The organism is Rhodoferax sp. ZS1R25 (assembly GCF_056521335.1).
The window spans coordinates 810,214-832,090 of the sequence record NZ_JBWMAZ010000001.1 but is presented as its reverse complement, the minus strand read 5'-3'; the positions used below and the strand labels follow the sequence as shown (position 1 = coordinate 832,090).

Here is a 21,877-nt window from a genome sequence, read left to right as displayed (position 1 = left end):
TCAGAGGAGACACCATGGGCAAGCGCATTGCATTCATCGGCGGCGGCAATATGGCCAGCGCCATCATCGGCGGGCTGGTCCGCCAGGGCTTTGCGGCCAGCGATATCGACGTGGTGGAGCCCTGGGCCGAGGCGCGTACGCGCCTGCAGGCCGACTTTGGCATTGCCGCGCAGGCCGAGGCCGGCGCCTTTTTAGCCAGCGCAGACCTGATCGTCTGGGCCGTCAAGCCCCAGACCTTCAAGGAAGCTGCCGCCGCAGTGGCCACACACAACACCGGCGCCCTGCACCTGAGCGTGGCGGCCGGCATTCCGAGCAGCAGCATTGCCCAATGGCTGGGCAGCGAACGCATCATCCGCACCATGCCGAACACGCCCGCGCTGATCGGCAAAGGCATCACCGCGCTGTACGCCCGCCCTGCCGTCACCCAGGCCGACAAGGACTGGGCCAACGAGGTGATTGCCACCACCGGCGCCACCGTGTGGCTGACCGCCGAGGCGCAGCTGGACGCGGTGACCGCCATCAGCGGCTCGGGCCCCGCCTATATGTTCTATTTCATGGAAGCCATGACCGAGGCTGGCGCCCAGATGGGCCTGGCGCGCGAGCAGGCCTACCAGCTGGCCGTGGCCACCTTCATTGGTGCGGGTGAACTGGCCCGTGCATCGACCGAACCACCCGAGAGCCTGCGCGCCAAAGTCACCTCCAAAGGCGGCACCACCTATGCGGCCATCACGTCCATGGACGAAAGCGGCGTGAAAGCCCTGTTTGCCAAGGCCCTGTTTGCCGCGCAGAAGCGCGCGGGCGAGCTGGGCCAGGAATTTGGCGGGGCCTGAACATGGCCATCGAGATCTCCAAGGAGGCGCGCACGCAGGCCATCACCTCCATCGAACGCTACTTCCGCGAGAACATGGACGAGCCGATTGGCAACATGGCCGCTGGCGCGCTGCTGGGCTTCTTCCTCGAAGAACTGGGCCCCATGGTCTACAACCGGGCCGTGACCGATGTGCAAGACCGGCTGCAGGCCCGCGTGATGGAGGTGGACGTGGAAGTGCACGAACCCGAATTCACCTACTGGCGCAAGTTCGACAAGAAGCGCTAAAGACGCCACCGGCCCCCGCTGGCCGGTTTACACTGATTCCCAACAACGCCACTCTGGGAGGCACGTTTTTTGGGACAGGTTGACATCACGTTGTTCTACATGGACATGGTGCTCACCGCCATGTGGGCGTTTTCATGGGGCGTCATTGGCGGCGCCATGAAGATGGCGCCCAAGGCGACGGCCCGCTTCTGCGCCGCCAACCTGCTGTTTGCCGCCACCATGGCCCTACTGATCCAGCGCACGGCAGAACCCAGCTACCTGCACTACCAGCTGGTGGAGTGGATGGTGTTTGCGGGCCTGGCAGCGTTCCACAGTGGCATCGTGTTTCTGGTGCGGCTGGACGCGCTGCCCACGCTGGCCCGGCGCATCGGCCCGATTCTGGTGGCCATGCTGATCACGCTGCAGGTAGCGCCCGACTCCAGCTCCTTCGTCATTCGGGCCGTCGTGTTCTCGGTCACCGTGGCCATCCTCACCTTCAACTGCTTTTGGGACTGCTACCGCGGCCTGCGCAACGACCAGTTTTCGCTGGCGGTGCGCTGGGCCATCTGCGGGCCGTTTTTGCTGGCCACCGTGGCCATGCTGGTGCGCGCCGTGATGGTGGTGGTGCAGGGCGCGCCGCCCCTGAGCGCGGGAGAATTTGTACCCGTGCCACGCTTCACCGCCATTCTCTGGCTGCTCACCGTCATCGTGATGGCCATGAACATCACCATGGCGGGGCTGACCGCGGGTCGGCTGGTGATGCGCTTTCGCAACCTGGCCGAGCAGGATTACCTGACGGGCTGCTTCAACCGCGCCTCGCTGGAGGGGCGGCTGGACATTGAGTTTGAGCGCACCCGGCGCAACGGCGAACCCGTGGCCTGCGTGTTCTTGGACCTGGACCACTTCAAGGCCATCAACGACCGCTTTGGCCACGCCGTGGGCGACCAGGCGCTGTGCCATGTGGTGTCGGTGGTGCAGCGGCGCCTGCGCATGGTGGATGCACTGGGCCGCTTTGGCGGTGAAGAGTTTTTGGTGCTGATGCCCGGCACCCATTTGACGGGTGCGCGCGAGGCCGCCAACCGCATGCGCCAGGCACTGGAAGACACGCCGCTAACGCTGCAGGGCGAGCTGGTCACCCTCACTGCCAGCTTTGGCGTGGCCGTTTTGGGCACATCCGAATCCAAGGCCAGCGTGCTGCGCCGCGCCGACGCCGCCATGTACCAGGCCAAGCGCAACGGACGCAACCGGGTGGAAGTGTCCACAGAGCCGGTTTAGCGTCAAACAGGTCGCTAGCCCCTGTATCCATTGCGCGAATAGCTCCTATTTTTGTAGCGCCTGCCAAAACCCTGGCGAGCTGTAGCGCTCCTTGATGAAGTCGATCCACAGGCGCACGCGCAGCGGCAGGTGCTTGCGCTGGGGGAACACGGCGTAGATGCCGTTGGGTGGGGCTGCGTAGTCTTCCAGCACGGCCACGAGCTGGCCGGCGGCAATTTCGGCTTCCACCTCCCAGGTGCTGCGCCAGGCGATGCCCAGGCCGGCCAGGCACCAGTCGTGCAGCACCTGGCCGTCGCTGCAGTCCAGCGGGCCGGCGGGCTTGAGGTAGGTCACCTCCGCGTTCGGCGGCTTGAAGGCCCAGCCCCGGGTTTGCGAGGCATCGCTGGACAGCGTGAGGCAGTGGAACTTGGCCAGGTCCGCCGGCGTCTGCGGTGTGCCATGGCGCTTCAGATAGGCCGGCGTGGCCACGCAGAGGCGGCGGTTGTCCGCCATGCGCACGCTCACCAGGGACGAGTCGGGCATGTCACCCACGCGCACGGCGCAGTCAAAGCCCTCGCCCGCAATGTCCACCACGCGGTCGGACAGGTTGAGCGACACGGTGACCTCGGGGTGCAGTGCGCGGAACTTGGGCACCAAGGGCGCCACGTGGCGGCGGCCAAAGCCGGCTGGTGCGGTGATGCGCAGGTGGCCGCTGGCCTTGACGCCGCCCGCACTCACACTGGCCTCGGCATTGGCCACGTCGGCAATGATGCGCTGGCAGTCTTCCAGAAACGCGCTGCCCTCGTGCGTGAGGGTGATGCGCCGCGTGGTACGCAGCAAGAGCTTCACGCCCAGGCGCTCCTCCAGCCCATCCAGGCGCCGCCCCATGATGGCCGGGGCCACGCCCTCGGCGTTGGCGGCAGCGGTCAAGCTGCCGCGGGTGGCGACGGACACAAAGGATTCGAGTTGCTTGAGCTTGTCCATGGTTTCAGCCTCCAGCCCCCGTAAATATTGTGCTAGCAGCTACTTTTTTCATAGCACCACGCCTTCTGCATGCAGGGCCGCCACTTCCGCCCCGGAGTAGCCCAGGCTTTGCAGCAGCGCGTCGGTGTGCTCGCCCAGCTTGGGCGGGTCCAGCCGCAGGCCCAGGCGTTCGCCGTCAAGCGTGATGGGCAACAGCGGCACCTGGGTCTTACGGCCATCGGGCAGCTCCATGGGGGCCAGGCCACCGGTTTGCTGCAGGTGCGGGTCGTCAAACAAATGCTGCGGATCGGTGATGGGCGCAAACGGCAGGCCCACCTGTTCAAAGCGCTGCGAGAGTTCCGCGCGACTGAACTGGGCCAGGCGCGTGCGCAGTTCGGGGATCAGCCAGCTGCGCGCCAGCACGCGGTCGTTGTTGGTGGTGACGCGCGGGTCGGCAAACAGGTCGGCGTAGGCGAAGGCCTCGCAAAAGGTCTTCCACTGCCCATCGCCCACCACCGCCAGGAAGATCTGCTCGTTGCCCTTGACGCTGAACACGTCGTAAATGCCCCAGGGCGAGATGCGCTCGGGCATGGGTGCGGCGGCCTTGCCGGTCACCGCGAACTGCATCATGTGCTGGGCCACCAGGAAGATGTTGTTCTCGAACAGCGCGCTTTGCACCTCTTGGCCCTTGCCCGTGGTGGCGCGCTGCATCAGCGCGGCCATGGCGCCAATGGCACCGAACATGCCGCCCATGATGTCGTTGACGCTGGACCCCGCCCGCAGCGGGTCACCGGGCCGCCCGGTCATATAGGCCAGGCCACCCATCATCTGCACCACCTCGTCCAGCGCGGTGCGGTGGTCGTAGGGGCCGGGCAGAAAGCCCTTGTGGCTCACGTAGATCAGGCGCTCGTCAAGCTTGCTCAAGGACGCGTAGTCCAACCCCAGCTTCTGCATGGTCTCGGTCTTGAAGTTCTCGCTCACGATGTCGGCCGTGGCGATGAGCTTGAGCACGATCTCACGGCCCCTGAGGCTTTTCAGGTCCACCGCAATGCTTTTCTTGTTGCGGTTGAACAGCGGGTAAAAACCGGCGCCGCTGCCCAGCAGCTTGCGCGTGCTGTCGCCGGCCAGGGGTTCCACCTTGATGACCTCGGCACCCAGGTCGCCCAGCGTCATACCGCAGGTGGGGCCCATCACCATGTGGGTGAACTCCACCACGCGGATGCCGGCCAGCGGCAGGGCTTTGGTGTCACTCATGGGCGCTTAGACCGTGTAGTCCAGCACCAGCACATCGTCCAGCGTGGGTTTCAAAATCTCCACAAACGCCAGGTGGTCCGGGTGCGGCAGGTAGACCGCGCGCGCTGCATCATCGGCAAAGCTGAGGTTGAAGCAGTGCGTGAAGCCCTTATCCAGGCCTTCGGGGCTGTTGTTGGTGCCCCATTCCAGGCTTTGCACGGCACTGATCTTGCTGCGCAAATCGACAAATCCGGCTTCGATCTTCTGGATCTCGGGCGCGGTCACAGAGGCTTTGAACTTCAGCAGGACCAGGTGGCGGATGGACATGTAATACCTTTGGTTTTGTCACAAATAGATTGATATTCTTCCATATAGTGGCCTGCAAAGGATGGAATACAGTAGCTGATCCGCATCAGGCCTGTTGTGCCGGCGCCCCATTTTTCTTTTCCCCGAAAGGCATTTCCCATGTCCAACGCGTCTTCCACACCCCGCACCACGGTGCACCGCCTGCAGGTGGCCACCAGCCTGCACCAGTTCATCGAAGAGAAGGTGTTGCCCGGCACCGGCATTGCGCCCGAGGCGTTCTGGAAAGGCTTTGACGCCATCGTGGCCGACCTGGCGCCCAAGAACATTGCGCTCTTGGCCGAGCGCGACCGCCTGCAAACCGAGCTGGACACCTGGCACAAGGCCAACCCTGGCCCCATCACCGACATGCCAGCGTACAAGGCGTTTCTGGAAAAGATTGGCTATCTGGTGCCTAGCCCAAAGAAGGTGAAGATCAGCACGAAGAACGTGGACGCCGAACTGGCGACCCAAGCCGGCCCGCAACTGGTGGTACCCGTGCTGAACGCCCGCTATGCGCTGAACGCCGCCAATGCGCGTTGGGGCAGCCTGTACGACGCGCTGTATGGCACCGATGTGATTTCGGAAGAGAACGGCCAAGAGAAAGTGGGCCAGAAAAATGGAAAAGTCATAGGTTACAACCCCAAGCGCGGCAAGAAGGTCATCGAATACGCACGCCATGTGCTGGACCGCACCGCGCCGCTGAAGAAGGGCTCGCACGTGGGCTCGACCGGCTACGCCATCAAGGGTGGTGACCTGGTCGTCACGCTGAAGGATGGCAGCACCTCCAAGCTGGCCGACAAGGCCCAATTCATCGGCTTCCAGGGCGCGGCCAAGACCCCATCCAGCGTGCTGGTGCAGCACAACGGCCTGCACCTGGACATCATCATCAACCGCGCCACGCCCATCGGCAAGAGCGACGCTGCCGGTGTGAGCGACCTGGTGCTGGAAGCGGCGCTGTCCACCATCCTGGACCTGGAAGATTCCGTGGCCGTGGTGGACGCCGAAGACAAGGTGCTGGCCTATGGCAACTGGCTGGGCATTCTGCAAGGTACCTTGGTGGAAAGCTTTGACAAGGGTGGCAAGACGCTGACCCGCGGCCTGAACGCCGACCGCGTGTACACCGCGCCCGACGGCAAGAAGGACGTGAAGCTGCACGGCCGCAGCCTCATGTTTGTGCGCAACGTGGGCCACCTGATGACCAACCCGGCCATCACCTACACCGCCGCCGATGGCACCACCAAAGAAATCCCCGAAGGCATCATGGACGCCGTGGTCACCACCACCATCGCCCTGCACGACCTGAAGAAGACGAAGAAGGACGCCATCCGCAATTCGCGCAAGGGCTCGGTCTACATCGTCAAGCCCAAGATGCACGGCCCCGCTGAGGTGGCCTTTGCCGCCGAGCTATTCACCCGCGTGGAGAAGATGCTGGGCCTGGCCGACAGCACCGTCAAGCTGGGCATCATGGACGAAGAGCGCCGCACCAGTGTCAATCTGAAGGCCTGCATTGCCGCTGCCGAGAGCCGCGTGGCCTTCATCAACACCGGCTTCCTGGACCGCACGGGCGATGAGATGCACACCAGCATGCACGCCGGCCCCATGGTGCGCAAGGCGGACATGAAAGCCAGCGCCTGGATCCATGCCTACGAGAAGAACAACGTGTTGGTCGGCTTGAGCTGCGGGCTGCGCGGCAAGGCGCAAATCGGCAAGGGCATGTGGGCCATGCCCGACCTGATGAAGGCCATGATGGAGCAGAAGATTGCCCACCCCAAGGCCGGTGCCAACACCGCCTGGGTGCCCAGCCCCACCGGCGCCACGCTGCACGCCCTGCACTACCACCAGCTGCTGGTGAGTGATGTGCAAAAGGACATCGAAGCCACCCACGCCAAGCGCAATGCAAAGCAGGAGCACGACGCCCTGCTCGCTGGCCTACTGCACATCCCTGTGACCGCCACCCCGAACTGGACAGCGGCCGAGAAGCAGCAAGAGCTGGACAACAACGCGCAAGGTATCTTGGGCTACGTGGTGCGCTGGGTCGACCAGGGCGTGGGTTGCTCCAAGGTGCCCGACATCCACAACGTGGGCCTCATGGAAGACCGCGCCACGCTGCGCATCAGCAGCCAGCACATGGCCAACTGGCTGCACCACGGCGTGGTGACCAAAGAACAAATCACCGAAACGTTTGAGCGCATGGCCGCCGTGGTGGACAAGCAGAACGCCGGCGACACGCTGTACCAGAAGATGGCCGGCAACTTCAGCACCTCATCGGCTTACAAGGCCGCGACGGAGCTGGTGTTCAAGGGGTTGGAGCAGCCCAGTGGCTACACCGAGCCGCTGCTGCATGCGTGGCGGTTGAAGGTGAAGGCGGCGGCGTAAGCAGCCAAAGGCGAGCAACTCACTATCAATTTAGGAGCTGCTCGCACATATTTCATAGGGGCTAGCGGCCCATTTGGCGCTTAACCTTCGATCTGCATTGCCGGCCGCGCCTGGACAAGGCCCAGCCACCGCTGCACGTGGGCATGGTTGGCCACCGGAGCGCCGACATAGGCGCTGTAGCCCATCACCGAGCCCACCAGCAGGTCCACCAGCGAATACGCCTCGCCCAGCATCCACGGCTGGCGCGCCAGCCGGGCATCGAGCAGGGCCAACAGCCCATCCAGCTCGGCCCGGGCCGCGTCGGCATGGGCGCTGCTGCGCAGCGCCTCATCCAGCGCGGTGCAGGTCGCGCGGTGCAGCCGCGTCAACACCGCACCATAGCTGACATAGGCCCAGGCACACCACGAGAGGGCTTGCAGGCGCTCGGGCGTGCCGGCCGCCGGCCACAGCCCGCGCTCCACCCCAAAGGTCTCGCCCAGCCACAGCTGGATGGCCAGCGCCTCGAACATTGGCGCGCCGTCGACCGTCAGCGTCGGCACCTTGCCATTGGGGTTCAGGGCCAGGAAGTCCGGGCGGTGCTGCTCGCCAGCCCGGATATCGATCTTGACCTTCTCATGCGGAAGGCCCAGCTCGGCCAGCGCACAGGCAACGGGGGTGGCGCTGGACATGGGGTGCCAGTACAGCTGGACATGGGGCGCCTGTACAAAACGATTGAAAACGATGGACATCGTGTGTTCTCCTTGTTGATGCATCGACACAGCGCCGATGAGGGAGCCACTGTAGAAAGCATTGCGGACAGATTCGGCCCTCAATGGCCGCTATAGTGGCCCGATGTTGAGTGCTTCCTCGCGACTGCTGCGCCTGCTTTCCCTGCTGCAGGCCCGGCGCCACTGGGCCGGGCCCGAGCTGGCCGAGCGCTTGGCCGTGCATCCGCGCACCCTGCGGCGGGATATCGACCGGCTGCGCGAGCTGGGCTATCCGGTTGCGGCCAGCAGCGGCGTCGCGGGTGGCTATGCCTTGCGGCCGGGCCAAGCCCTGCCGCCGCTGCTGCTGGACGACGACGAGGCGCTGGCGGTCGCCATCGCGCTGCGCACCGCCGCCTCCGGCCGGGTCGGCGGTATCGAGGAGCCCGCGCTGCAGGCCATGGTCAAGCTCGAACAGTTGATGCCGCTGCGCTTGCGCCAGCGCGCTGATGCGCTGCGCTCGGCGGTGCACGCCATTGACGGGTTCGGGCCCAGCGTCGATGCCGGCCTGCTGACCGACCTGGCCGGTGCGTGCCGCGACCAGTTGGGCCTGGACTTCGACTATGTGGACGCGAAGGGCGGGCACAGCCGCCGCACGGTCGAGCCGCAGGGCGTGGTCCACACTGGCAGCCGCTGGTATCTGGTGGCCTGGGACCGGGCGCGCAGCGATTGGCGCACCTTCCGCATCGACCGCATGGCCGGCCCGGCAGCGGTCGGCGGGCATTTTGCGCCGCGCGTCGGCCCCGAGGGCGGCGATCTACGTGCCTTTGTTGCACGCTCCGTGGTGCTTGGGCCCCATGCCGAGCAAGCCCGGGTGATCCTGCACGCGCCGCTGGCCCAGATGGCCGCCCGCATTCCGGCCACCGCCGCGCGGCTGGAAGCGGTCGACGGCGATGCGCAGCGCTGCCTGCTGCAATGCGGCACCCATGCCCTCGATTCGCTGGTCTACTGGCTGCTGGTGCTGGATGTCGAGTTCGAGGTGCTGGAGCCGCCAGCCTTGCGGGAACGGCTAGCGCTGGCGGCGCAGCGGATCACTCGCAGCTTGGCCAGGGGCTGATGCCGCCGCAGCGCCAAACAGGCACTGCCGTGCCTGCGCATCAAAGCTCGCCCGCGAATCGCCCAGCCATTGCTCGGCCAAGGCATAGGCGCGCCACACGGCGGGGCGGGCCTGCATGGCGGTGAACCAGCGGGCCACATGAGGCGTGTCTTCCAGCTGCTGGCGCTGCAGCGCATATTCCACAATCCACGGGTAGATGGCGATATCGGCGATCGAGTACTCCCCCGCCACCCATTCCTCGCCAGCCAGCGCCGTGTCCAGCACGCGGTAGAGGCGGCGGGTTTCATTCACATAGCGGTCGATGGCGTAGGGCACAGGCTGCGGTGCGTACTTCACGAAATGGTGGTTCTGCCCCGCCATGGGCCCGAGCCCGCCCACTTGCCAAAACAGCCACTGAATGACGCGCAAGCGCGCGGCGCCCGCTGCGGGCAAGAAGCGCCCATGCGTGTCCGCCAGGTGCATGAGGATGGCGCCACTCTCGAACAGTGCAAACGGCGTGCCTTCGGCATCGGTGTCCTGCAGGGCGGGAATCTTGTTGTTGGGCGACACCTGCAAAAACGCCGCGTCAAACTGCTCACCGCGGCCGATGTTGATGGGCTTGACCTCGTAGGCGATGCCCAGCTCTTCGAGCAGGATGACCGGCTTGTGGCCGTTGGGCGTATTCCAGTAGTACAGCGTGGGGGCCATGGTCTGTCCTCAGTGCACCACGGTGTAGGGATCGGGGCCACCAAAGTCGGCTTTGCCAATCGGTATGCCGTTGGCGCGCAGCAGCGCATAGACCATGGAGAGGTGGAACAGCGCGTTGGGCACGGCATAGCGCTCGGCGAACGTGGTGGCCACAAATTGCCGCGCGTTGCCGGGGCGGCGCACCATCAGCACCGCATCGGGCAGCACCCAGTGTGCAGACGTCACCAGAGCCTGCGCCTCACTCTGCGCGGTGGCAACGCGAGCCATCGCGTCATCCAGCCTGCGCCAGGGCAAGAGGGGCAGCAGGTCTTCGCCGCGGTTAAACACTTTGCCGGTGGCGGCGTGGTTCGCGCCTGCCAGCAGGGCCACGCTGCCCAGCACGCCATCGGTCAGCACCTCCACCTGGTGCGCCAGGTGCAGCATGTCGGGCGCCAGCCGCGCCGCCAGCAATGCGCTGTGCGAAGGCGTGCCACCCGTGGACACGTGGCGCTGCGCGATGCGCAACAGATGGGTGGTGCGATCCAGGCTGTGCAAGAGCTGCCACACGCAGGGGGCAAAGGGCGAGGTGTTCATAGTGCTTGCCATTGTGGTGCAAACCGTCTTCAATAGGGCTTGAACCAACTACAACGAATTTTTGTAGATGAGCTACTCCATCCATGAAATGCGCACCTTTGCGGCCGTGGCCGAAACTGGCAACCAAAGTGCTGCGGCCAAGCGCTGCGGGCTGACACCGGCGGCCGTCAGCGCCATCGTCAAGCGGCTAGAGGGCGCGCTGGGCGTGCGCCTGTTTGAGCGCACCAGCCGCACCACCACGCTGACGCCCGAGGGCGAGGCCTTTCTGGCCTCGGCCCTGCGCGCACTCGAAATCCTGGACCAAACACAGGCCGATATGCAGGGCGCGCGCAAAGCGGTGTCGGGTGTGGTGCGCGTGGCCGTGCCGTCGGATCTGGTGCGTACCGCGTTGGGGCGGCACTTGAAGGCCTTTCAGCAGCAGCACCCGGACATCGTGCTGTCGCTGCATTCGTCAGACGCGCTGCACAACCTGCAGGCCGACGCCATGGACCTGGCTGTGCGCTACGGCGAGCTGCCCAACTCCGGCCTGGTGGCGCGCAAGCTGTGCGACACCCGGCGCATCACCTGCGCCGCCCCCGCCTACCTGGCCGCAAATGGGACACCACGCACGCCGCAAGCGCTGGCGCAGCACGAGTGCCTGACGTTCTGGGTCGGCGGGCGCGTGGAAAGCAGCTGGCGATTTTGGGTGAAGGGCGGGTGGCTACGTGTGCCGGTGCAGGGGCATTGGCGCAGCGACGACAGCGCCCTGGTGCGGCAGTGGGCCATCGAAGGTCGTGGCCTCATCAACAAATCCGACATCGACCTGGCCGACGACATCCAGGCCGGGCGCCTGCTACCGGTGCTCGGCAAATACAAGGGGCCGGACATTCCGCTCAGCCTGGTGCTCGGCACGGCCAAGCCGCTGCCGCAGCGCACGCGGGCGCTGGCGGATTTTTTGATCGAGCAGTTTGCCGCAAAGGCGTGAGCCCCTAGCCACAGCTTCAGGGCTTTGCTGGCCCCAGGCCGAGGGCCGCCTCAAAGAAATCGGCCACCGCGTCTTGGTAGGTACTTCCAAAGCGCGGGGTGAAGGCCTCAATATGCCCGCCGCCCTCCACGGTGATGAGCTGCTTGGGCTCTTTGGCTTTGCCGAACAGCTGCACCGCGTGCGCATAGGGAATCACCGGGTCGGCCGTGCCGTGGATCAGCAGCAGCGGCAGAGGCGCGAGTTGGTCCACATAGGTGGCGGCGCTGTAGGTATCGTTCATCAACATGCCGGCGCCTGACACCTTGTCGCTGGCGATGCGGCTGTAGGAGTAGAACGTGGCCTCGATGGCCACGGCGCGCACGCCGGCCCGGTTGCCACTGCCCACGGCGGCGATGGCATTCGTGCCGCCCAGACTCTGGCCCAGCACCAGCAGGCGCTCGGGGTTCACATCCTTGCGGGTGCGCACGTAGTCCAGCGCGCTGCGGGAATCTTCAAACACGCCCTTCACCTCGGGCTCACCCTGCGACGCACCGTAGCCCCGGTAGTCAAACACAAACACGTTGTAGCCGCGACGCGGCAGCCAGGCCACGTACTCCCAGTGGGCGGTCATGTTCTGCGCATTGCCGTGGAAGTGCACCACCGTGCCCTTGGCGTCGCGCGGGTTGGCGTAGCCGGCGGCGGGGATGAACCAGCCGGTGAGCGGCGTGCCGTCCTGGCTGCGAAAGTTCACGGCCTCAAACCGCAGGCCCAGATCGGCGGGCGTGCTGTAGAGCACGCGGTCTGGGTGGTAGAAGACGCTTTGCACGCCGCAGCCGCTGAGCAGCAGTGCCAGGCACAACAACAGGTTATGCAAGCCGCGGATAGACGAGTGGGTGTTCATGGAGGCCCAGTGTAGCGCTCCTGATTTAAGAGCTACTTGCGCATATTCCACGCGGGCTAGAGACCTATTTACCTCTTAAACCTGCCTGTTAGTTAGTTGGTTGGCTTGGGCGGTGGCTTGCCCTGGCCGTCGCCCTGGGGTGGTTGCGCGGGGCGGCAGGCCAGGGGCTTGCCTTCGGGGCCACCGCAGGTGCCGGTCAGGGTGCCGCGCGGGGTGGTCATGCTGCAGGCGGCACCGCTGGCCAGCGACTTGCAGGCCGCCAGTGCTTCGGGCGGAGGGCCGCGATGGGTGGAATCCTGGCCGTTGCTCTGGCCTTCGGGCGGCTTGGGCGGTGCGCTCTGTTGGGCCAGCGCTGCGTAGCACAGCAGGGCGGCGCAGATGGCCAGCGAGGGTGGAAGGGTGCGCATGGTCGGTCTCCAGTGATGCAGACCTCTACTGTGCACCAGCCATATTGCAGAAATGTAAAGTTTTGGGCCCGTGTGTCACCACTTGGTAAAGGGATGGCTCGCCAAGTTGGAGTTGAAATAGCGCGCGTCCTGCTTCACCTCCTCGCCCAGCCAGTCGGGCCGGGCAAAGGGCTGGCCTTCGGACTCCAACTCCACCTCGGCCACGACCAACCCGGCGTTGTCACCCGCAAACGCGTCCACCTCCCACAAGGTGCCTTCAACCGTCAACACATGGCGGGTTTTTTCGATCAGCGGGCCGTCGCACAGCGCCAGCAGCGCCTGGGCATCGGCCACGGGAATCGGGTATTCAAACTCGGCCCGCGTGGCGCCCACGCTCACACCCTTGATGGTCAGAAACGCGGCCTCGCCGGCCACCCGCACGCGCACCGTGCGGGCCTTGTCGCGGTTCAGGTAACCCTGCCGGTACAGCACGCCGGGCGCCTGCTGCCAGGCGTTGCTGGTGACCAAAAATTTGCGTTCAATCTCGATGGCCATGGGGGCAGGTGTCCTTGCTAAAAAAATGAAAGGGGGTGGCTACACTGGGGGTATGTCCACGCCACGCCCCACCAACCCTGAAGTGTGCCCGCTGTGCGGCCAGGGCAACCAGTGCGCGATGGAGGTAGAGCGCGCCACGGGCCAGAAGCAGCCGCCCTGCTGGTGCACCCAGGCCAGCTTCAGCGTCGACTTACTCGCCCGCGTGCCCGCCGCCGACCGGGGCAAGGCATGCATCTGCGCCGCATGTGCGGCGCTACAGCCCACGACTATTCCAGCCGGTGCAAGCCCGCCAGGTTGATCAGGGCGGACAACACTTCGGGTTTGAAACCCACCCGGTTGCGGCTGGTGTCGCTGTAACCGCCGCTGAGCACCAGCGTCTGCAGGTACTCCACACAGTCGCGGTGACCCCAGAATTTCTCGATGGCCAGGGCGATGCGGATGTGGTGGTGCGCGATGATGGCCATCTCGTGGTCGATGCGGGCCTGCAGCGGCCGCTCGTGGAACGGCATGGGACGCGTGGGCAAATCCTCCTCTTCCCACTGCAGCGAGGGGAAACCGGTTTCCTGGAAACGAGAGTCTTTGGGATCTTTGGGATCTGGCACCACGGCCCTTGGTTAGCGTCTTGCCCATCACTCTACCGCATACCGGCGCAACAATCACGGGGCACAATAAGGCCATGTCCAGCCTGCCCCCCTTCATCGCCCCCGCCCGTTTTACCGACCCGGCCGCCGCCTTGGCCCAGGTACAGCGCATTTACGACAGCAGCATCCAGCATCTGCGCCAGGCCATGCAGCGCTTTGTGGCGGGCGACGACAGCGCTGGCCACGTGCGGGCCTGCTACCCCTTGGTGCGCATCCATACCGACACCGTGTCCCGCGCGCCCACGGCCGACAAATCCCTGCTGAGCTACGGGTTTGTGGCCGGGCCCGGCCGGTTTGAGACCACGCTGACCCGCCCCGACCTGTACAGCGGCTACTACCTGGAGCAGTTCAACCTGCTGCTGCAAAACCATGGCGTGGAGCTGGAGATTGGCACCAGCAGCCAGCCCATTCCTGTGCACTTCTCGTTTGCCGAACACGACCACGTGGAAGGCAATATGTCGACCGATCGCCGCACGCTGATGCGCGACATGTTCGACCTGCCCGACCTGGCCGCCATGGACGACGGCATTGCCAACGGCACCTATGCGCCCAAGGCGGGCGAGGCACTGCCGCTGGCCCTGTTCACCGCGCCGCGGGTGGACTACTCATTGCACCGCCTGCGCCACTACAGCGGCACCGGGCCCGAGCACTTCCAGAACTTTGTGCTGTTCACCAATTACCAGTTCTATATTGACGAGTTCGTGCGCATGGGCCATGCGGCCATGGCCGACCCCAACAGCGAGTACTGCGCGTTTGTGGAACCCGGCAACGTGGTCACCCGCCGAGTTGGCCTGGCCGCTGAGCCCAACGACGCACTGGGCGCCGCCCCACCCCGCCTGCCGCAAATGCCGGGCTACCACCTGGTGCGTGCCGACAACGCGGGCATCACCATGGTCAACATTGGCGTGGGCCCGGCCAACGCCAAGAACATCACCGACCACATTGCCGTGCTGCGCCCGCATGCCTGGATCATGGTGGGCCACTGCGCCGGCCTGCGCAACAGCCAGCAGCTGGGCGACTACGTGCTGGCCCACGGCTATGTGCGCGAAGACCATGTGCTGGACGAAGAGCTGCCGCTGTGGGTGCCCATTCCCGCCCTGGCCGAAGTACAAATGGCGCTGGAAAAAGCTGTGGCCGAGGTGACCCAGGTACAGGGCGCGGCGCTCAAAAGCATCATGCGCACCGGCACCGTGGCCAGCACCGACAACCGCAACTGGGAGCTGCTGCCCGACAACCAGCCCCAGCGTCGCTTCAGCCAAAGTCGCGCCGTGGCACTGGACATGGAGAGCGCCACCATTGCGGCCAACGGTTTCCGCTTCCGCGTGCCCTACGGCACCCTGCTGTGCGTGAGCGACAAGCCGCTGCACGGCGAGATCAAGCTGCCCGGCATGGCCAACCACTTCTACCGCGAACGGGTGGACCAGCATTTGCGCATCGGCATCCGCGCGCTGGAGCTGCTGCGCGCGCAAAGCCTGAACAAGCTGCACAGCCGCAAGCTGCGCAGCTTCGCCGAAGTGGCCTTCCAGTAGGCGCATGGAGCACCTCAGTGTCCTGACCATCATGGTTCTGACGGCGCTCAACCTGAGCACCGTCTCCATCGCCCTGCCTACCATCATGGGCAAGGGCATCAGCCGTGCGGCCCGCCTGGCGCAGCTCAGTTTGCTGAGCCAGACTATTGGCTGGATGGCTATCATCAGCTCCGGCTTCTTCGGTGGCCACTGGCTGGACCTCGTGCTGTCCACCCTCTCCATGGCGTTTGGTTCGCTGGCCAATTGCCTGATGTTCTTTGCCCTGCGCGAGTGGCTGGGCCCCCGCCCCTTCCCGCGCCTGCTGGTGGGGTTGTCCATTGCCATGCCTATTGGCTACGCCTTGGTGTTTGGCCACTACAGCTGGCGCGTGGGGTATGCCAACCTGCTGTTTGGCATGCAGCTGCTCATCGTTGCGCGTGCGGCCCTCTTCCCCAAAGGCGATGCCAGCCTGCGCTGGCGCACGCTGATCGCGCTGTGCTACACGGCCTTTGCTGTGGCCAATCTGGCGCGCGGCGTGCTGGGCGCATTCTTTCCCGATCTGTACCCCAGCTTCGACGCCCCGCACGTCGTCAACATCGTGGCCCAGATCACTGCCAACGTGGCGCTGGTACTCACCACCGTGGCCATCCTGGTGGCTTGGCGCGAAGAAGCCGAAGCGCAGCTGCGCGAGCAGGCCTTCACCGACAGCGTGACCGGGCTGCTGAACCGCCATGGCTGGGACGACCGGGCCACGGCCCTGTTCGACCAGGCGCGGCGCCACCGCACACCGCTGGCTTTGATTTTGCTGGACCTGGACCACTTCAAACGCATCAACGACACCCAGGGCCACGAAATGGGCGACCAGGTGCTGCGCATGACCGGCGCTGTGCTGGAAGAAAACCGGCGCAGCAGTGATTTGGCCGCGCGCATTGGCGGCGAAGAGTTCGCCCTGCTGCTGCCGCAGACCGACCGATCCGCCGCCCTGCATGTGGAGCAGCGCCTGCGCCTGGCGCTGCGTGAAGAGGGTATTCAGGAGCCGCACATGCGCGTGAACTACAGCGCCGGCCTGGCGCTGTTGCAGCCGGGTGACCTGAAGCTGACCGACCTGATGGCGCGTGCCGACAGCGCGCTATACCAGGCCAAAGCACAAGGCCGCGGCCGCCTGCTGCAAGCCGACTGAGGGCCCCTGCGGCACAATGGCCGCATGAATGCAAAACTGTTTGAAGTGCAGCATTTGCACAAGCGCTACGGCGACGCCGACGTGGTCAAAGACCTGTCTTTCGAGATCGCGCCGGGCGAGTGCCTGGGCGTGATCGGCCCCAACGGCGCGGGCAAAACCACCACCATTCGCATGTGCCTGGGCCACACCGCGCCCGATGGCGGCAGCATCCACGCGCTGGGCTGGGAAATGCCACGCGACGCGCTGGCCATCAAGGCCCAGCTGGGCGTGGTCACCCAGTTCGATACGCTGGACCCCGACTTCAGCTGCGCTGAAAACCTGCTGGTCTACGGCCGCTACTTTGGCATGAAGGACGCCGCCATCCGCGCACGCATTCCACAGTTGCTGGAGTTTGCCGCCCTCACCCATAAAGCCAACGCCAAACCCGGTGAACTGTCGGGCGGCATGCGCCGGCGCCTGAGCCTGGCGCGCGCGCTGGTGAACGACCCCAAGTTGCTATTGCTGGACGAACCTACCACCGGCCTGGACCCGCAGGCCCGCCACCTGATGTGGGAGCGTCTACAGGTATTGCTGCAACAGGGCAAGTCGATTTTGTTAACCACCCACTTCATGGACGAGGCCGAGCGTCTGTGCAACCGACTGCTGGTGCTGGACCACGGCAAGAAGATTGCCGAAGGCACCCCGCACGCGCTGATCGCCCAGCACCTGGAGCCCGACGTGGTGGAGGTGTTTGGCGTGGGCGCACTGGCGCTGGTGGACGGCCCGCTGCGCAGCCTGGCGGCGCGCGTGGAAGTGAGCGGCGAGACCGTGTTTTTCTACACCCAAGATGCCGGCGCCCTGCTGCAGGGCCTAGCGGCCCACCCGCAGTTGCGCACCCTGCACCGCCCGGCCAACCTGGAAGATTTGTTTTTGAAACTGACCGGACGCCAGATCCGCGAGGAGGCCTGATATGAGCACCGCATCCACCTACACCCCGCCCAAGCCCCAAAGCATCTGGCGCGCGCCTGAAGTGTCGCTGCGCTTCTGGCCTGTGTTTCTGCGCAACCTGCTGGTCTGGCGCAAGCTGGCCATCCCCAGCCTGGTGGGCAACATTGCCGAACCGCTGATGTGGCTGGTCGCCTTTGGCTACGGCATGGGCGCACTGGTTGGCCAGGTCACCGTCGTTGGCCCCACGGGCAGCGTGCAGGTGCCTTACATCCTGTTCCTGGCCAGCGGCTCCATCTGCATGAGCGCCATGCAGGCCGCGTCGTTCGAGGCGCTGTACTCCGCCTTCAGCCGCATGCATGTGCAAAAGACCTGGGACGGCATCATGAACGCCCCGGTGGCACTGGACGATGTGGTGCTGGCCGAGATGCTGTGGGCCGCGTTCAAGGCCCTGTTCACCGTCACCGCCATCATGGGCGTGATGCTGGCGCTGAGCATCAGCCATTCCCCCAAGCTGTTCGTCGCCTGGCCCATCCTGTTTGGCGTGGGCGTCACCTTCAGCTGCATCGCGCTGATCTTCAACGCGCTGGCCAAAGGCTACGACTTCTTCACTTACTACTTCACGCTGTTCCTCACGCCCATGATGTTCCTGAGCGGCGTGTTCTTCCCGCTGGAACAACTGCCTGTGGTGGTGCGCGTGGTGGCCGACTGGCTGCCGCTGTCGAATGCCGTGGCGCTGATCCGGCCGCTGTTCATGGACCAGTGGCCTGCGGAGGCTGCACGGCATCTGGCGGTGCTGGCTGTGTACGCTGTGGGGTCGTTCTGGATTGCGCTGGCTTTGACGCGGAAGCGGTTTGCGAAGTGAATTGACGGCCGTTTTGCGGCGGAAGCAGACGTTCCTTTCAGCTTGCCAACGCATGTTCTAGCGGATGAGTTTGCGTGGTTTGCAAGATTGTTATTTGTGATCCATCCACCCAAAGCGGAAAAATACCGATACAGATCAATCGTTTAGTAGACTGAAACTACAACGATCGCACTGCAGCCCCCCATGTTATTACGCGGTTTTGCGGGGTTTCAAGGTTTGTTAATAGATTGCACATCAGGCAATATACTGATGGAAAATCAAGTAAAAACAACCACTTAGCTGCTGCAAGGGAGACGCGCACCATGACAAATGAGCCATGTTATTCCGCACTTTTGCGGTCTATATCAAGTTAGGCGTCATCAAGAGAAGCTATGGCGTACATAAAAGGGTCGACGTATATCTGGTCCGATGGAGACAATCTCCATCTCTGGTCCGAAACAGGACTGGACAACTGGCAGTCAATGGAAGCGTACCTGGGCAAGCCCAATGCCTCTGGCGTTCAAGTCTCTGAGGGGGTGGCAGACGAGTTTGCGGTCATGCGCTTCGCAGAACTGGTCAAGCTCGGTACAGTCCATGAGGTTATAGAAAGGGCGCTCGCGCATGGCAACTTTGGCGGCGCGGCATTGACGGAGTTGGCGCCAGTTCTCAAGGTTCTTCGCCCTGCCAAAAAATGACGCCTAACCCGTTGGTCAACCGGACACGCTGCGGCTGGCCGCACCAGGCTGCCATTTCATTCTTCGCCCGGCCAGCCACAGCGTGCCGTTTACCGCCAGCGTTAACGACTGCTTCGGAGCGCTTCGAAAGTCCGCAAACAGTCTGAAGCCGTCGTCTACACCTCAGCGACATCTAGTGACGCCACACTGACGATTCAAGCAAAAAATAGGCCTCTAACCCCCGTCATCATTGCACTACTAGCTACTAAATCAATAGCACTTTAAGCCGCGGCCCGCCACGCCGCCTGAATCAAATCCGCCGCCTTCTCCGCAATCATGATGGTCGGCGCATTGGTATTGCCGCTGACAACGCGGGGCATGATGGAGGCGTCCACCACGCGCAGGCCCTGGATGCCGTGAACGCGCAGTTCGTGGTCCACCACATCGAGCGGGCCGGGGCCCATGCGGCAAGTGCCTACCGGGTGGTAGACGGTGTCCGCGTTGTCGCGGATGAACTGTTCGATTTCGAAGTCGTTGCGCGCTGCGGCGGACTTGGTGCCTTCTTTGCCACCTAACGCGGCCAGGGCGGGCTGTTGCAACACGGTGCGCATCAGCTTGAAGCCGCGCACCAGGCGCTCCACGTCATCACGTTCACCCAAGAAGTTCGGATCAATCAGTGGCGCAGCCATTGGGTCTTTGCTGGCCAGGCGCACGCTGCCACGGCTGACCGGGCGCAGCAAGCACACGTGGCACGAATAGCCGTGGCCCAGCACGGTGCTGCGACCGTGGTTCACCAGCTTGGCGATGGCGAAGTGGAATTGCAGGTCGGGCGTGCGTTCGTCGGGTTGGCTCTTGATGAAGCCACCGGCCTCTGCAAAGTTGGTGGTGAGCATGCCGGTGCGCTGCTTGCGCCACTCAAAGATGCCGCGCAGCGCGTTGGCCAAGCCGATGAAGGACACGCCAAAGGTCTCGGTCAGCTGCGGGGCGTTCACCATCTGCACCACGTCGATGTGGTCGTGCAGGTTTTGCCCCACGCCGGGCAGGTCGTGCAGCGTGGCAATGCCCTTTTCCACCAAATGTTGGTGTGGGCCAATGCCCGACAACATCAAGATCTGCGGTGACTGCAGCGCGCCCGCACACAGCAGCACCTCGCGGCCGGCGCGCAGCTCTTTCATCTCGCCTTCGTGCAGAAACTCCACCCCCACCGCGCGCTTGTGCTCCAGCAGGATGCGTGTGGTGTGCGCACCCGTGAACACATGCAGGTTGGGTCGTTCCAAGTTGGGCGTGAGGTAGCCCTTGGCCGCGCTGAAGCGTTCGCCGTTCTTGTGCGTCACCTGGTAGACACCCACGCCCTCTTGGCTTTCGGCATTGAAGTCGGGGTTGACGGCGTAGCCCGCCTGGCGCCCGGCCTCCACAAACACTGGGCCCAGGCGGTTGGGCGTAGTCAGGTCTTGCACATGGAGAGGGCCGCCCTGCCCGTGGAAGGCATTGGCGCCGCGGTCGTTGTCCTCGGCCTTTTTGAAGTAGGGCAGTACGTCGGCATAGGCCCAGCCCGGGCTGCCCTCAGAAGCCCAGTGGTCGTAGTCTTCCTTCTGGCCGCGGATGTAGATCATGGCGTTGACCGAGCTGGAGCCGCCCAGCACCTTGCCACGCGGCTGGTAGCCGCGGCGCCCGTTCAGGCCGGGTTGCACCGTGGTGTCGAACTTCCAGTTGGCCTGACCGTTTTTGGCCAGCACGGCCAGGCCGGCCGGGCAGTGGATGAGCACGCTGTTGTCGGCAGGGCCGGCTTCCAACAGGGCCACGTTCACGGTGGGGTCTTCGCTCAGGCGGGCCGCCAGCACACAACCGGCCGAGCCGCCACCAACAATGATGTAGTCAAACACAGGTCCGCTCCTCTCAAGGTGGCGTTGACGTTACCGCAGAGGCCGCGGCCCTGCCAAGCCCGGTTTACCCTTGCCACGGGCTGGAAACAATTTCTTGCAATTTGTATTGCACGCAATTTAATTGCTTGCTACAATTCAACCCATGCCAAGCAGCCGCACCATTTCCGCCAACGACGCCGCCCTGCGGCTGGACAACCAGCTGTGCTTTGCGCTGTACTCCACTTCGCTGGCCATGACCAAGCTGTACAAGCCGCTGCTGGAAGAACTGCAGCTGACCTACCCGCAGTACCTGGTGATGATGGTGCTGTGGGAACAAGATGGCCTGAGCGTCTCGGCCCTGGGCGAGCGCCTGTATCTCGATTCCGGCACCCTCACCCCGCTGCTCAAGCGCATGGAGCAGGCCGATTTGCTGAGCCGCCAGCGCAGCACCGCCGATGAACGCCGCGTGGAAGTGTTTTTGACCGCCAAAGGCCGCTCCCTCAAGGTACAGGCCGCCCGCATACCGGCCTGTGTGCTGGCCGCGGCCGACTGCCCGCTGGACGAGCTCATGGGCCTGACCCAGCAGGTGCAAGCCCTGCGCCAACGCCTGACCGCCCCGTAGTTCCCTCCGATTTCCCCTTACCCACCCGCTGCACCACCGCAGCACTTTTTGAAAGAAGCACCATGACCACCAAGATCGAAAAAGTTGTTTACCAAGCCCACGCCACATCCACCGGCGGCCGTGACGGCACGACCCGCACTTCTGACGGTCTGCTGGACCTGAAACTGGCCGTGCCCAAGGAAATGGGCGGCCCCGGCAATGGCGTGAACCCCGAGCAACTGTTCGCCTCCGGCTACAGCGCTTGCTTCATCGGCGCCATGAAGTTCGTGGCCGGCACGCAAAAGATTGCCCTGCCTGCGGACACCAGCATCAACGCCACCGTGGGCATTGGCCAGATCCCCGCCGGCTTCGGTATTGAAGTGGCACTGGAAGTGTCCATCCCCGGTATGGACAAGGCCGCAGCCCAGGCGCTGGTCGACAAGGCCCACCAGGTGTGCCCTTACTCCAACGCTACCCGCGGCAACATCGAAGTGACCATCACCGTGGTCTAAATCGGTAGCGCTGGCAGGGCCCTGCGCCCTGTCACCTCGG

25 protein-coding genes are annotated in these 21,877 nt (G+C 64.5%); 14 read left to right on the top strand and 11 right to left on the bottom strand.

The window, feature by feature from the left end:
- Window positions 1-14: 14 nt before the first annotated feature.
- From proC to AC097R_RS03865, 3 genes are all read left to right on the top strand, one after another.
- Window positions 15-830, top strand: coding sequence for a pyrroline-5-carboxylate reductase (gene proC, locus AC097R_RS03875; protein ID WP_479596311.1), 816 nt, complete (start codon window positions 15-17; stop codon window positions 828-830).
- A gap of 2 nt (window positions 831-832) precedes the next feature.
- Window positions 833-1,096, top strand: coding sequence for a DUF2164 domain-containing protein (locus AC097R_RS03870; protein WP_479596309.1), 264 nt, complete (start codon window positions 833-835; stop codon window positions 1,094-1,096).
- A gap of 69 nt (window positions 1,097-1,165) precedes the next feature.
- Window positions 1,166-2,350, top strand: coding sequence for a GGDEF domain-containing protein (locus AC097R_RS03865; protein WP_479596307.1), 1,185 nt, complete (start codon window positions 1,166-1,168; stop codon window positions 2,348-2,350).
- A 45-nt stretch (window positions 2,351-2,395) separates the two neighbouring features.
- Here AC097R_RS03865 and AC097R_RS03860 read toward each other — a convergent pair whose 3' ends face one another.
- Genes AC097R_RS03860 through AC097R_RS03850 form a run of 3 tightly spaced genes read right to left on the bottom strand, consistent with a single transcriptional unit; the run spans window position 2,396 to window position 4,852 of the window.
- Window positions 2,396-3,313: a LysR family transcriptional regulator gene (locus AC097R_RS03860; protein WP_479596305.1), complete on the bottom strand. Its 918-nt coding sequence runs from the start codon at window positions 3,311-3,313 to the stop codon at window positions 2,396-2,398.
- A 48-nt stretch (window positions 3,314-3,361) separates the two neighbouring features.
- Entirely contained in the window at window positions 3,362-4,546 is a 1,185-nt protein-coding gene (locus AC097R_RS03855) for a CaiB/BaiF CoA transferase family protein (RefSeq protein WP_479596303.1), read from the bottom strand.
- A 6-nt stretch (window positions 4,547-4,552) separates the two neighbouring features.
- Window positions 4,553-4,852 (bottom strand): Dabb family protein, encoded by a 300-nt coding sequence (locus tag AC097R_RS03850; RefSeq protein ID WP_479596301.1) that lies wholly within the window; start codon window positions 4,850-4,852, stop codon window positions 4,553-4,555.
- A 138-nt stretch (window positions 4,853-4,990) separates the two neighbouring features.
- On the opposite strand from AC097R_RS03850, the gene AC097R_RS03845 reads away from it, so the two are divergent.
- The gene (locus AC097R_RS03845; protein WP_479596299.1) at window positions 4,991-7,246 is read left to right on the top strand and encodes a malate synthase G; all 2,256 of its coding nucleotides are present in this window, start codon (window positions 4,991-4,993) and stop codon (window positions 7,244-7,246) included.
- An 80-nt stretch (window positions 7,247-7,326) separates the two neighbouring features.
- Here the strand turns inward: AC097R_RS03845 and AC097R_RS03840 are convergent, their stop codons facing one another.
- Window positions 7,327-7,974 carry a glutathione S-transferase family protein gene (locus tag AC097R_RS03840; RefSeq protein WP_479596297.1) on the bottom strand — a complete coding sequence of 216 codons (648 nt, stop codon included), beginning with the start codon at window positions 7,972-7,974 and terminating at the stop codon, window positions 7,327-7,329.
- Between the two features lie 103 nt (window positions 7,975-8,077).
- Here AC097R_RS03840 and AC097R_RS03835 point away from each other — a divergent pair, with 103 nt between their 5' ends.
- Complete coding sequence (locus AC097R_RS03835) at window positions 8,078-9,046, top strand: helix-turn-helix transcriptional regulator (RefSeq protein WP_479596295.1); 969 nt, start codon at window positions 8,078-8,080, stop codon at window positions 9,044-9,046.
- On the opposite strand, the gene AC097R_RS03830 is transcribed toward AC097R_RS03835, so the two are convergent.
- Together AC097R_RS03830 and AC097R_RS03825 are read right to left on the bottom strand one after the other, a co-directional pair.
- On the bottom strand, window positions 8,999-9,733 hold the full coding sequence (locus AC097R_RS03830; protein WP_479596293.1) for a glutathione S-transferase N-terminal domain-containing protein: 735 nt from the start codon (window positions 9,731-9,733) through the stop codon (window positions 8,999-9,001). The genes AC097R_RS03835 and AC097R_RS03830 overlap by 48 nt on opposite strands.
- A 9-nt stretch (window positions 9,734-9,742) precedes the next feature.
- Window positions 9,743-10,306, bottom strand: a complete 564-nt coding sequence (locus AC097R_RS03825; RefSeq protein ID WP_479596291.1) for a DUF1993 family protein — start codon at window positions 10,304-10,306, stop codon at window positions 9,743-9,745.
- 67 nt (window positions 10,307-10,373) lie between these two features.
- Here AC097R_RS03825 and AC097R_RS03820 point away from each other — a divergent pair, with 67 nt between their 5' ends.
- The gene (locus AC097R_RS03820; protein ID WP_479596289.1) at window positions 10,374-11,270 is read left to right on the top strand and encodes a LysR substrate-binding domain-containing protein; all 897 of its coding nucleotides are present in this window, start codon (window positions 10,374-10,376) and stop codon (window positions 11,268-11,270) included.
- Between the two features lie 16 nt (window positions 11,271-11,286).
- On the opposite strand, the gene AC097R_RS03815 is transcribed toward AC097R_RS03820, so the two are convergent.
- From AC097R_RS03815 to AC097R_RS03805, 3 genes are all read right to left on the bottom strand, one after another.
- Entirely contained in the window at window positions 11,287-12,150 is an 864-nt protein-coding gene (locus AC097R_RS03815; RefSeq protein WP_479596287.1) for an alpha/beta hydrolase, read from the bottom strand.
- Window positions 12,151-12,242: 92 nt separating this feature from the next.
- Window positions 12,243-12,557, bottom strand: a complete 315-nt coding sequence (locus AC097R_RS03810) for a hypothetical protein (RefSeq protein ID WP_479596285.1) — start codon at window positions 12,555-12,557, stop codon at window positions 12,243-12,245.
- A gap of 75 nt (window positions 12,558-12,632) precedes the next feature.
- Entirely contained in the window at window positions 12,633-13,091 is a 459-nt protein-coding gene (locus tag AC097R_RS03805) for a CYTH domain-containing protein (RefSeq protein WP_479596282.1), read from the bottom strand.
- A gap of 52 nt (window positions 13,092-13,143) precedes the next feature.
- On the opposite strand from AC097R_RS03805, the gene AC097R_RS03800 reads away from it, so the two are divergent.
- Window positions 13,144-13,389 carry a cysteine-rich CWC family protein gene (locus tag AC097R_RS03800; RefSeq protein ID WP_479596280.1) on the top strand — a complete coding sequence of 82 codons (246 nt, stop codon included), beginning with the start codon at window positions 13,144-13,146 and terminating at the stop codon, window positions 13,387-13,389.
- Here AC097R_RS03800 and AC097R_RS03795 read toward each other — a convergent pair.
- A complete protein-coding gene (locus AC097R_RS03795; protein ID WP_477888489.1) occupies window positions 13,358-13,693 on the bottom strand; it encodes a hypothetical protein in 336 nt (111 codons plus the stop codon). The genes AC097R_RS03800 and AC097R_RS03795 overlap by 32 nt on opposite strands.
- A 74-nt stretch (window positions 13,694-13,767) precedes the next feature.
- Between AC097R_RS03795 and AC097R_RS03790 the strand changes: the two genes are divergently transcribed.
- The 5 genes from AC097R_RS03790 to AC097R_RS03770 all read left to right on the top strand — a co-directional run bounded on the left by AC097R_RS03790 (window position 13,768) and on the right by AC097R_RS03770 (window position 18,883).
- Complete coding sequence (locus AC097R_RS03790; protein WP_479596277.1) at window positions 13,768-15,261, top strand: AMP nucleosidase; 1,494 nt, start codon at window positions 13,768-13,770, stop codon at window positions 15,259-15,261.
- Window positions 15,262-15,265: 4 nt separating this feature from the next.
- Window positions 15,266-16,420, top strand: coding sequence for a GGDEF domain-containing protein (locus AC097R_RS03785; RefSeq protein ID WP_479596275.1), 1,155 nt, complete (start codon window positions 15,266-15,268; stop codon window positions 16,418-16,420).
- 24 nt (window positions 16,421-16,444) lie between these two features.
- Window positions 16,445-17,368: an ATP-binding cassette domain-containing protein gene (locus AC097R_RS03780; RefSeq protein ID WP_479596273.1), complete on the top strand. Its 924-nt coding sequence runs from the start codon at window positions 16,445-16,447 to the stop codon at window positions 17,366-17,368.
- A 1-nt stretch (window position 17,369) separates the two neighbouring features.
- Window positions 17,370-18,209 carry an ABC transporter permease gene (locus tag AC097R_RS03775; RefSeq protein ID WP_479596271.1) on the top strand — a complete coding sequence of 280 codons (840 nt, stop codon included), beginning with the start codon at window positions 17,370-17,372 and terminating at the stop codon, window positions 18,207-18,209.
- Between the two features lie 371 nt (window positions 18,210-18,580).
- A complete protein-coding gene (locus AC097R_RS03770) occupies window positions 18,581-18,883 on the top strand; it encodes a hypothetical protein (RefSeq protein WP_479596269.1) in 303 nt (100 codons plus the stop codon).
- 260 nt (window positions 18,884-19,143) lie between these two features.
- Here the strand turns inward: AC097R_RS03770 and AC097R_RS03765 are convergent, their stop codons facing one another.
- Window positions 19,144-20,745, bottom strand: coding sequence for a GMC family oxidoreductase (locus AC097R_RS03765; protein ID WP_479596267.1), 1,602 nt, complete (start codon window positions 20,743-20,745; stop codon window positions 19,144-19,146).
- Between the two features lie 142 nt (window positions 20,746-20,887).
- On the opposite strand from AC097R_RS03765, the gene AC097R_RS03760 reads away from it, so the two are divergent.
- Both AC097R_RS03760 and AC097R_RS03755 read left to right on the top strand, forming a co-directional pair.
- Complete coding sequence (locus AC097R_RS03760; RefSeq protein ID WP_479596265.1) at window positions 20,888-21,346, top strand: MarR family winged helix-turn-helix transcriptional regulator; 459 nt, start codon at window positions 20,888-20,890, stop codon at window positions 21,344-21,346.
- A gap of 62 nt (window positions 21,347-21,408) precedes the next feature.
- Window positions 21,409-21,837: an organic hydroperoxide resistance protein gene (locus AC097R_RS03755; RefSeq protein ID WP_479596263.1), complete on the top strand. Its 429-nt coding sequence runs from the start codon at window positions 21,409-21,411 to the stop codon at window positions 21,835-21,837.
- The last annotated feature ends 40 nt before the right edge of the window (window positions 21,838-21,877 follow it).

Coding starts and splice junctions, on each gene's coding strand:
- proC (WP_479596311.1), top strand. CDS start 15: ATGGGCAAGCGCATTGCATTCATCGGCGGCGGCAATATGGCCAGCGCC.
- AC097R_RS03870 (WP_479596309.1), top strand. CDS start 833: ATGGCCATCGAGATCTCCAAGGAGGCGCGCACGCAGGCCATCACCTCC.
- AC097R_RS03860 (WP_479596305.1), bottom strand. CDS start 3,313: ATGGACAAGCTCAAGCAACTCGAATCCTTTGTGTCCGTCGCCACCCGC.
- AC097R_RS03855 (WP_479596303.1), bottom strand. CDS start 4,546: ATGAGTGACACCAAAGCCCTGCCGCTGGCCGGCATCCGCGTGGTGGAG.
- AC097R_RS03850 (WP_479596301.1), bottom strand. CDS start 4,852: ATGTCCATCCGCCACCTGGTCCTGCTGAAGTTCAAAGCCTCTGTGACC.
- AC097R_RS03845 (WP_479596299.1), top strand. CDS start 4,991: ATGTCCAACGCGTCTTCCACACCCCGCACCACGGTGCACCGCCTGCAG.
- AC097R_RS03840 (WP_479596297.1), bottom strand. CDS start 7,974: ATGTCCATCGTTTTCAATCGTTTTGTACAGGCGCCCCATGTCCAGCTG.
- AC097R_RS03835 (WP_479596295.1), top strand. CDS start 8,078: ATGTTGAGTGCTTCCTCGCGACTGCTGCGCCTGCTTTCCCTGCTGCAG.
- AC097R_RS03830 (WP_479596293.1), bottom strand. CDS start 9,733: ATGGCCCCCACGCTGTACTACTGGAATACGCCCAACGGCCACAAGCCG.
- AC097R_RS03825 (WP_479596291.1), bottom strand. CDS start 10,306: ATGAACACCTCGCCCTTTGCCCCCTGCGTGTGGCAGCTCTTGCACAGC.
- AC097R_RS03820 (WP_479596289.1), top strand. CDS start 10,374: ATGAGCTACTCCATCCATGAAATGCGCACCTTTGCGGCCGTGGCCGAA.
- AC097R_RS03815 (WP_479596287.1), bottom strand. CDS start 12,150: ATGAACACCCACTCGTCTATCCGCGGCTTGCATAACCTGTTGTTGTGC.
- AC097R_RS03810 (WP_479596285.1), bottom strand. CDS start 12,557: ATGCGCACCCTTCCACCCTCGCTGGCCATCTGCGCCGCCCTGCTGTGC.
- AC097R_RS03805 (WP_479596282.1), bottom strand. CDS start 13,091: ATGGCCATCGAGATTGAACGCAAATTTTTGGTCACCAGCAACGCCTGG.
- AC097R_RS03800 (WP_479596280.1), top strand. CDS start 13,144: ATGTCCACGCCACGCCCCACCAACCCTGAAGTGTGCCCGCTGTGCGGC.
- AC097R_RS03790 (WP_479596277.1), top strand. CDS start 13,768: ATGTCCAGCCTGCCCCCCTTCATCGCCCCCGCCCGTTTTACCGACCCG.
- AC097R_RS03785 (WP_479596275.1), top strand. CDS start 15,266: ATGGAGCACCTCAGTGTCCTGACCATCATGGTTCTGACGGCGCTCAAC.
- AC097R_RS03780 (WP_479596273.1), top strand. CDS start 16,445: ATGAATGCAAAACTGTTTGAAGTGCAGCATTTGCACAAGCGCTACGGC.
- AC097R_RS03775 (WP_479596271.1), top strand. CDS start 17,370: ATGAGCACCGCATCCACCTACACCCCGCCCAAGCCCCAAAGCATCTGG.
- AC097R_RS03770 (WP_479596269.1), top strand. CDS start 18,581: ATGGCGTACATAAAAGGGTCGACGTATATCTGGTCCGATGGAGACAAT.
- AC097R_RS03760 (WP_479596265.1), top strand. CDS start 20,888: ATGCCAAGCAGCCGCACCATTTCCGCCAACGACGCCGCCCTGCGGCTG.
- AC097R_RS03755 (WP_479596263.1), top strand. CDS start 21,409: ATGACCACCAAGATCGAAAAAGTTGTTTACCAAGCCCACGCCACATCC.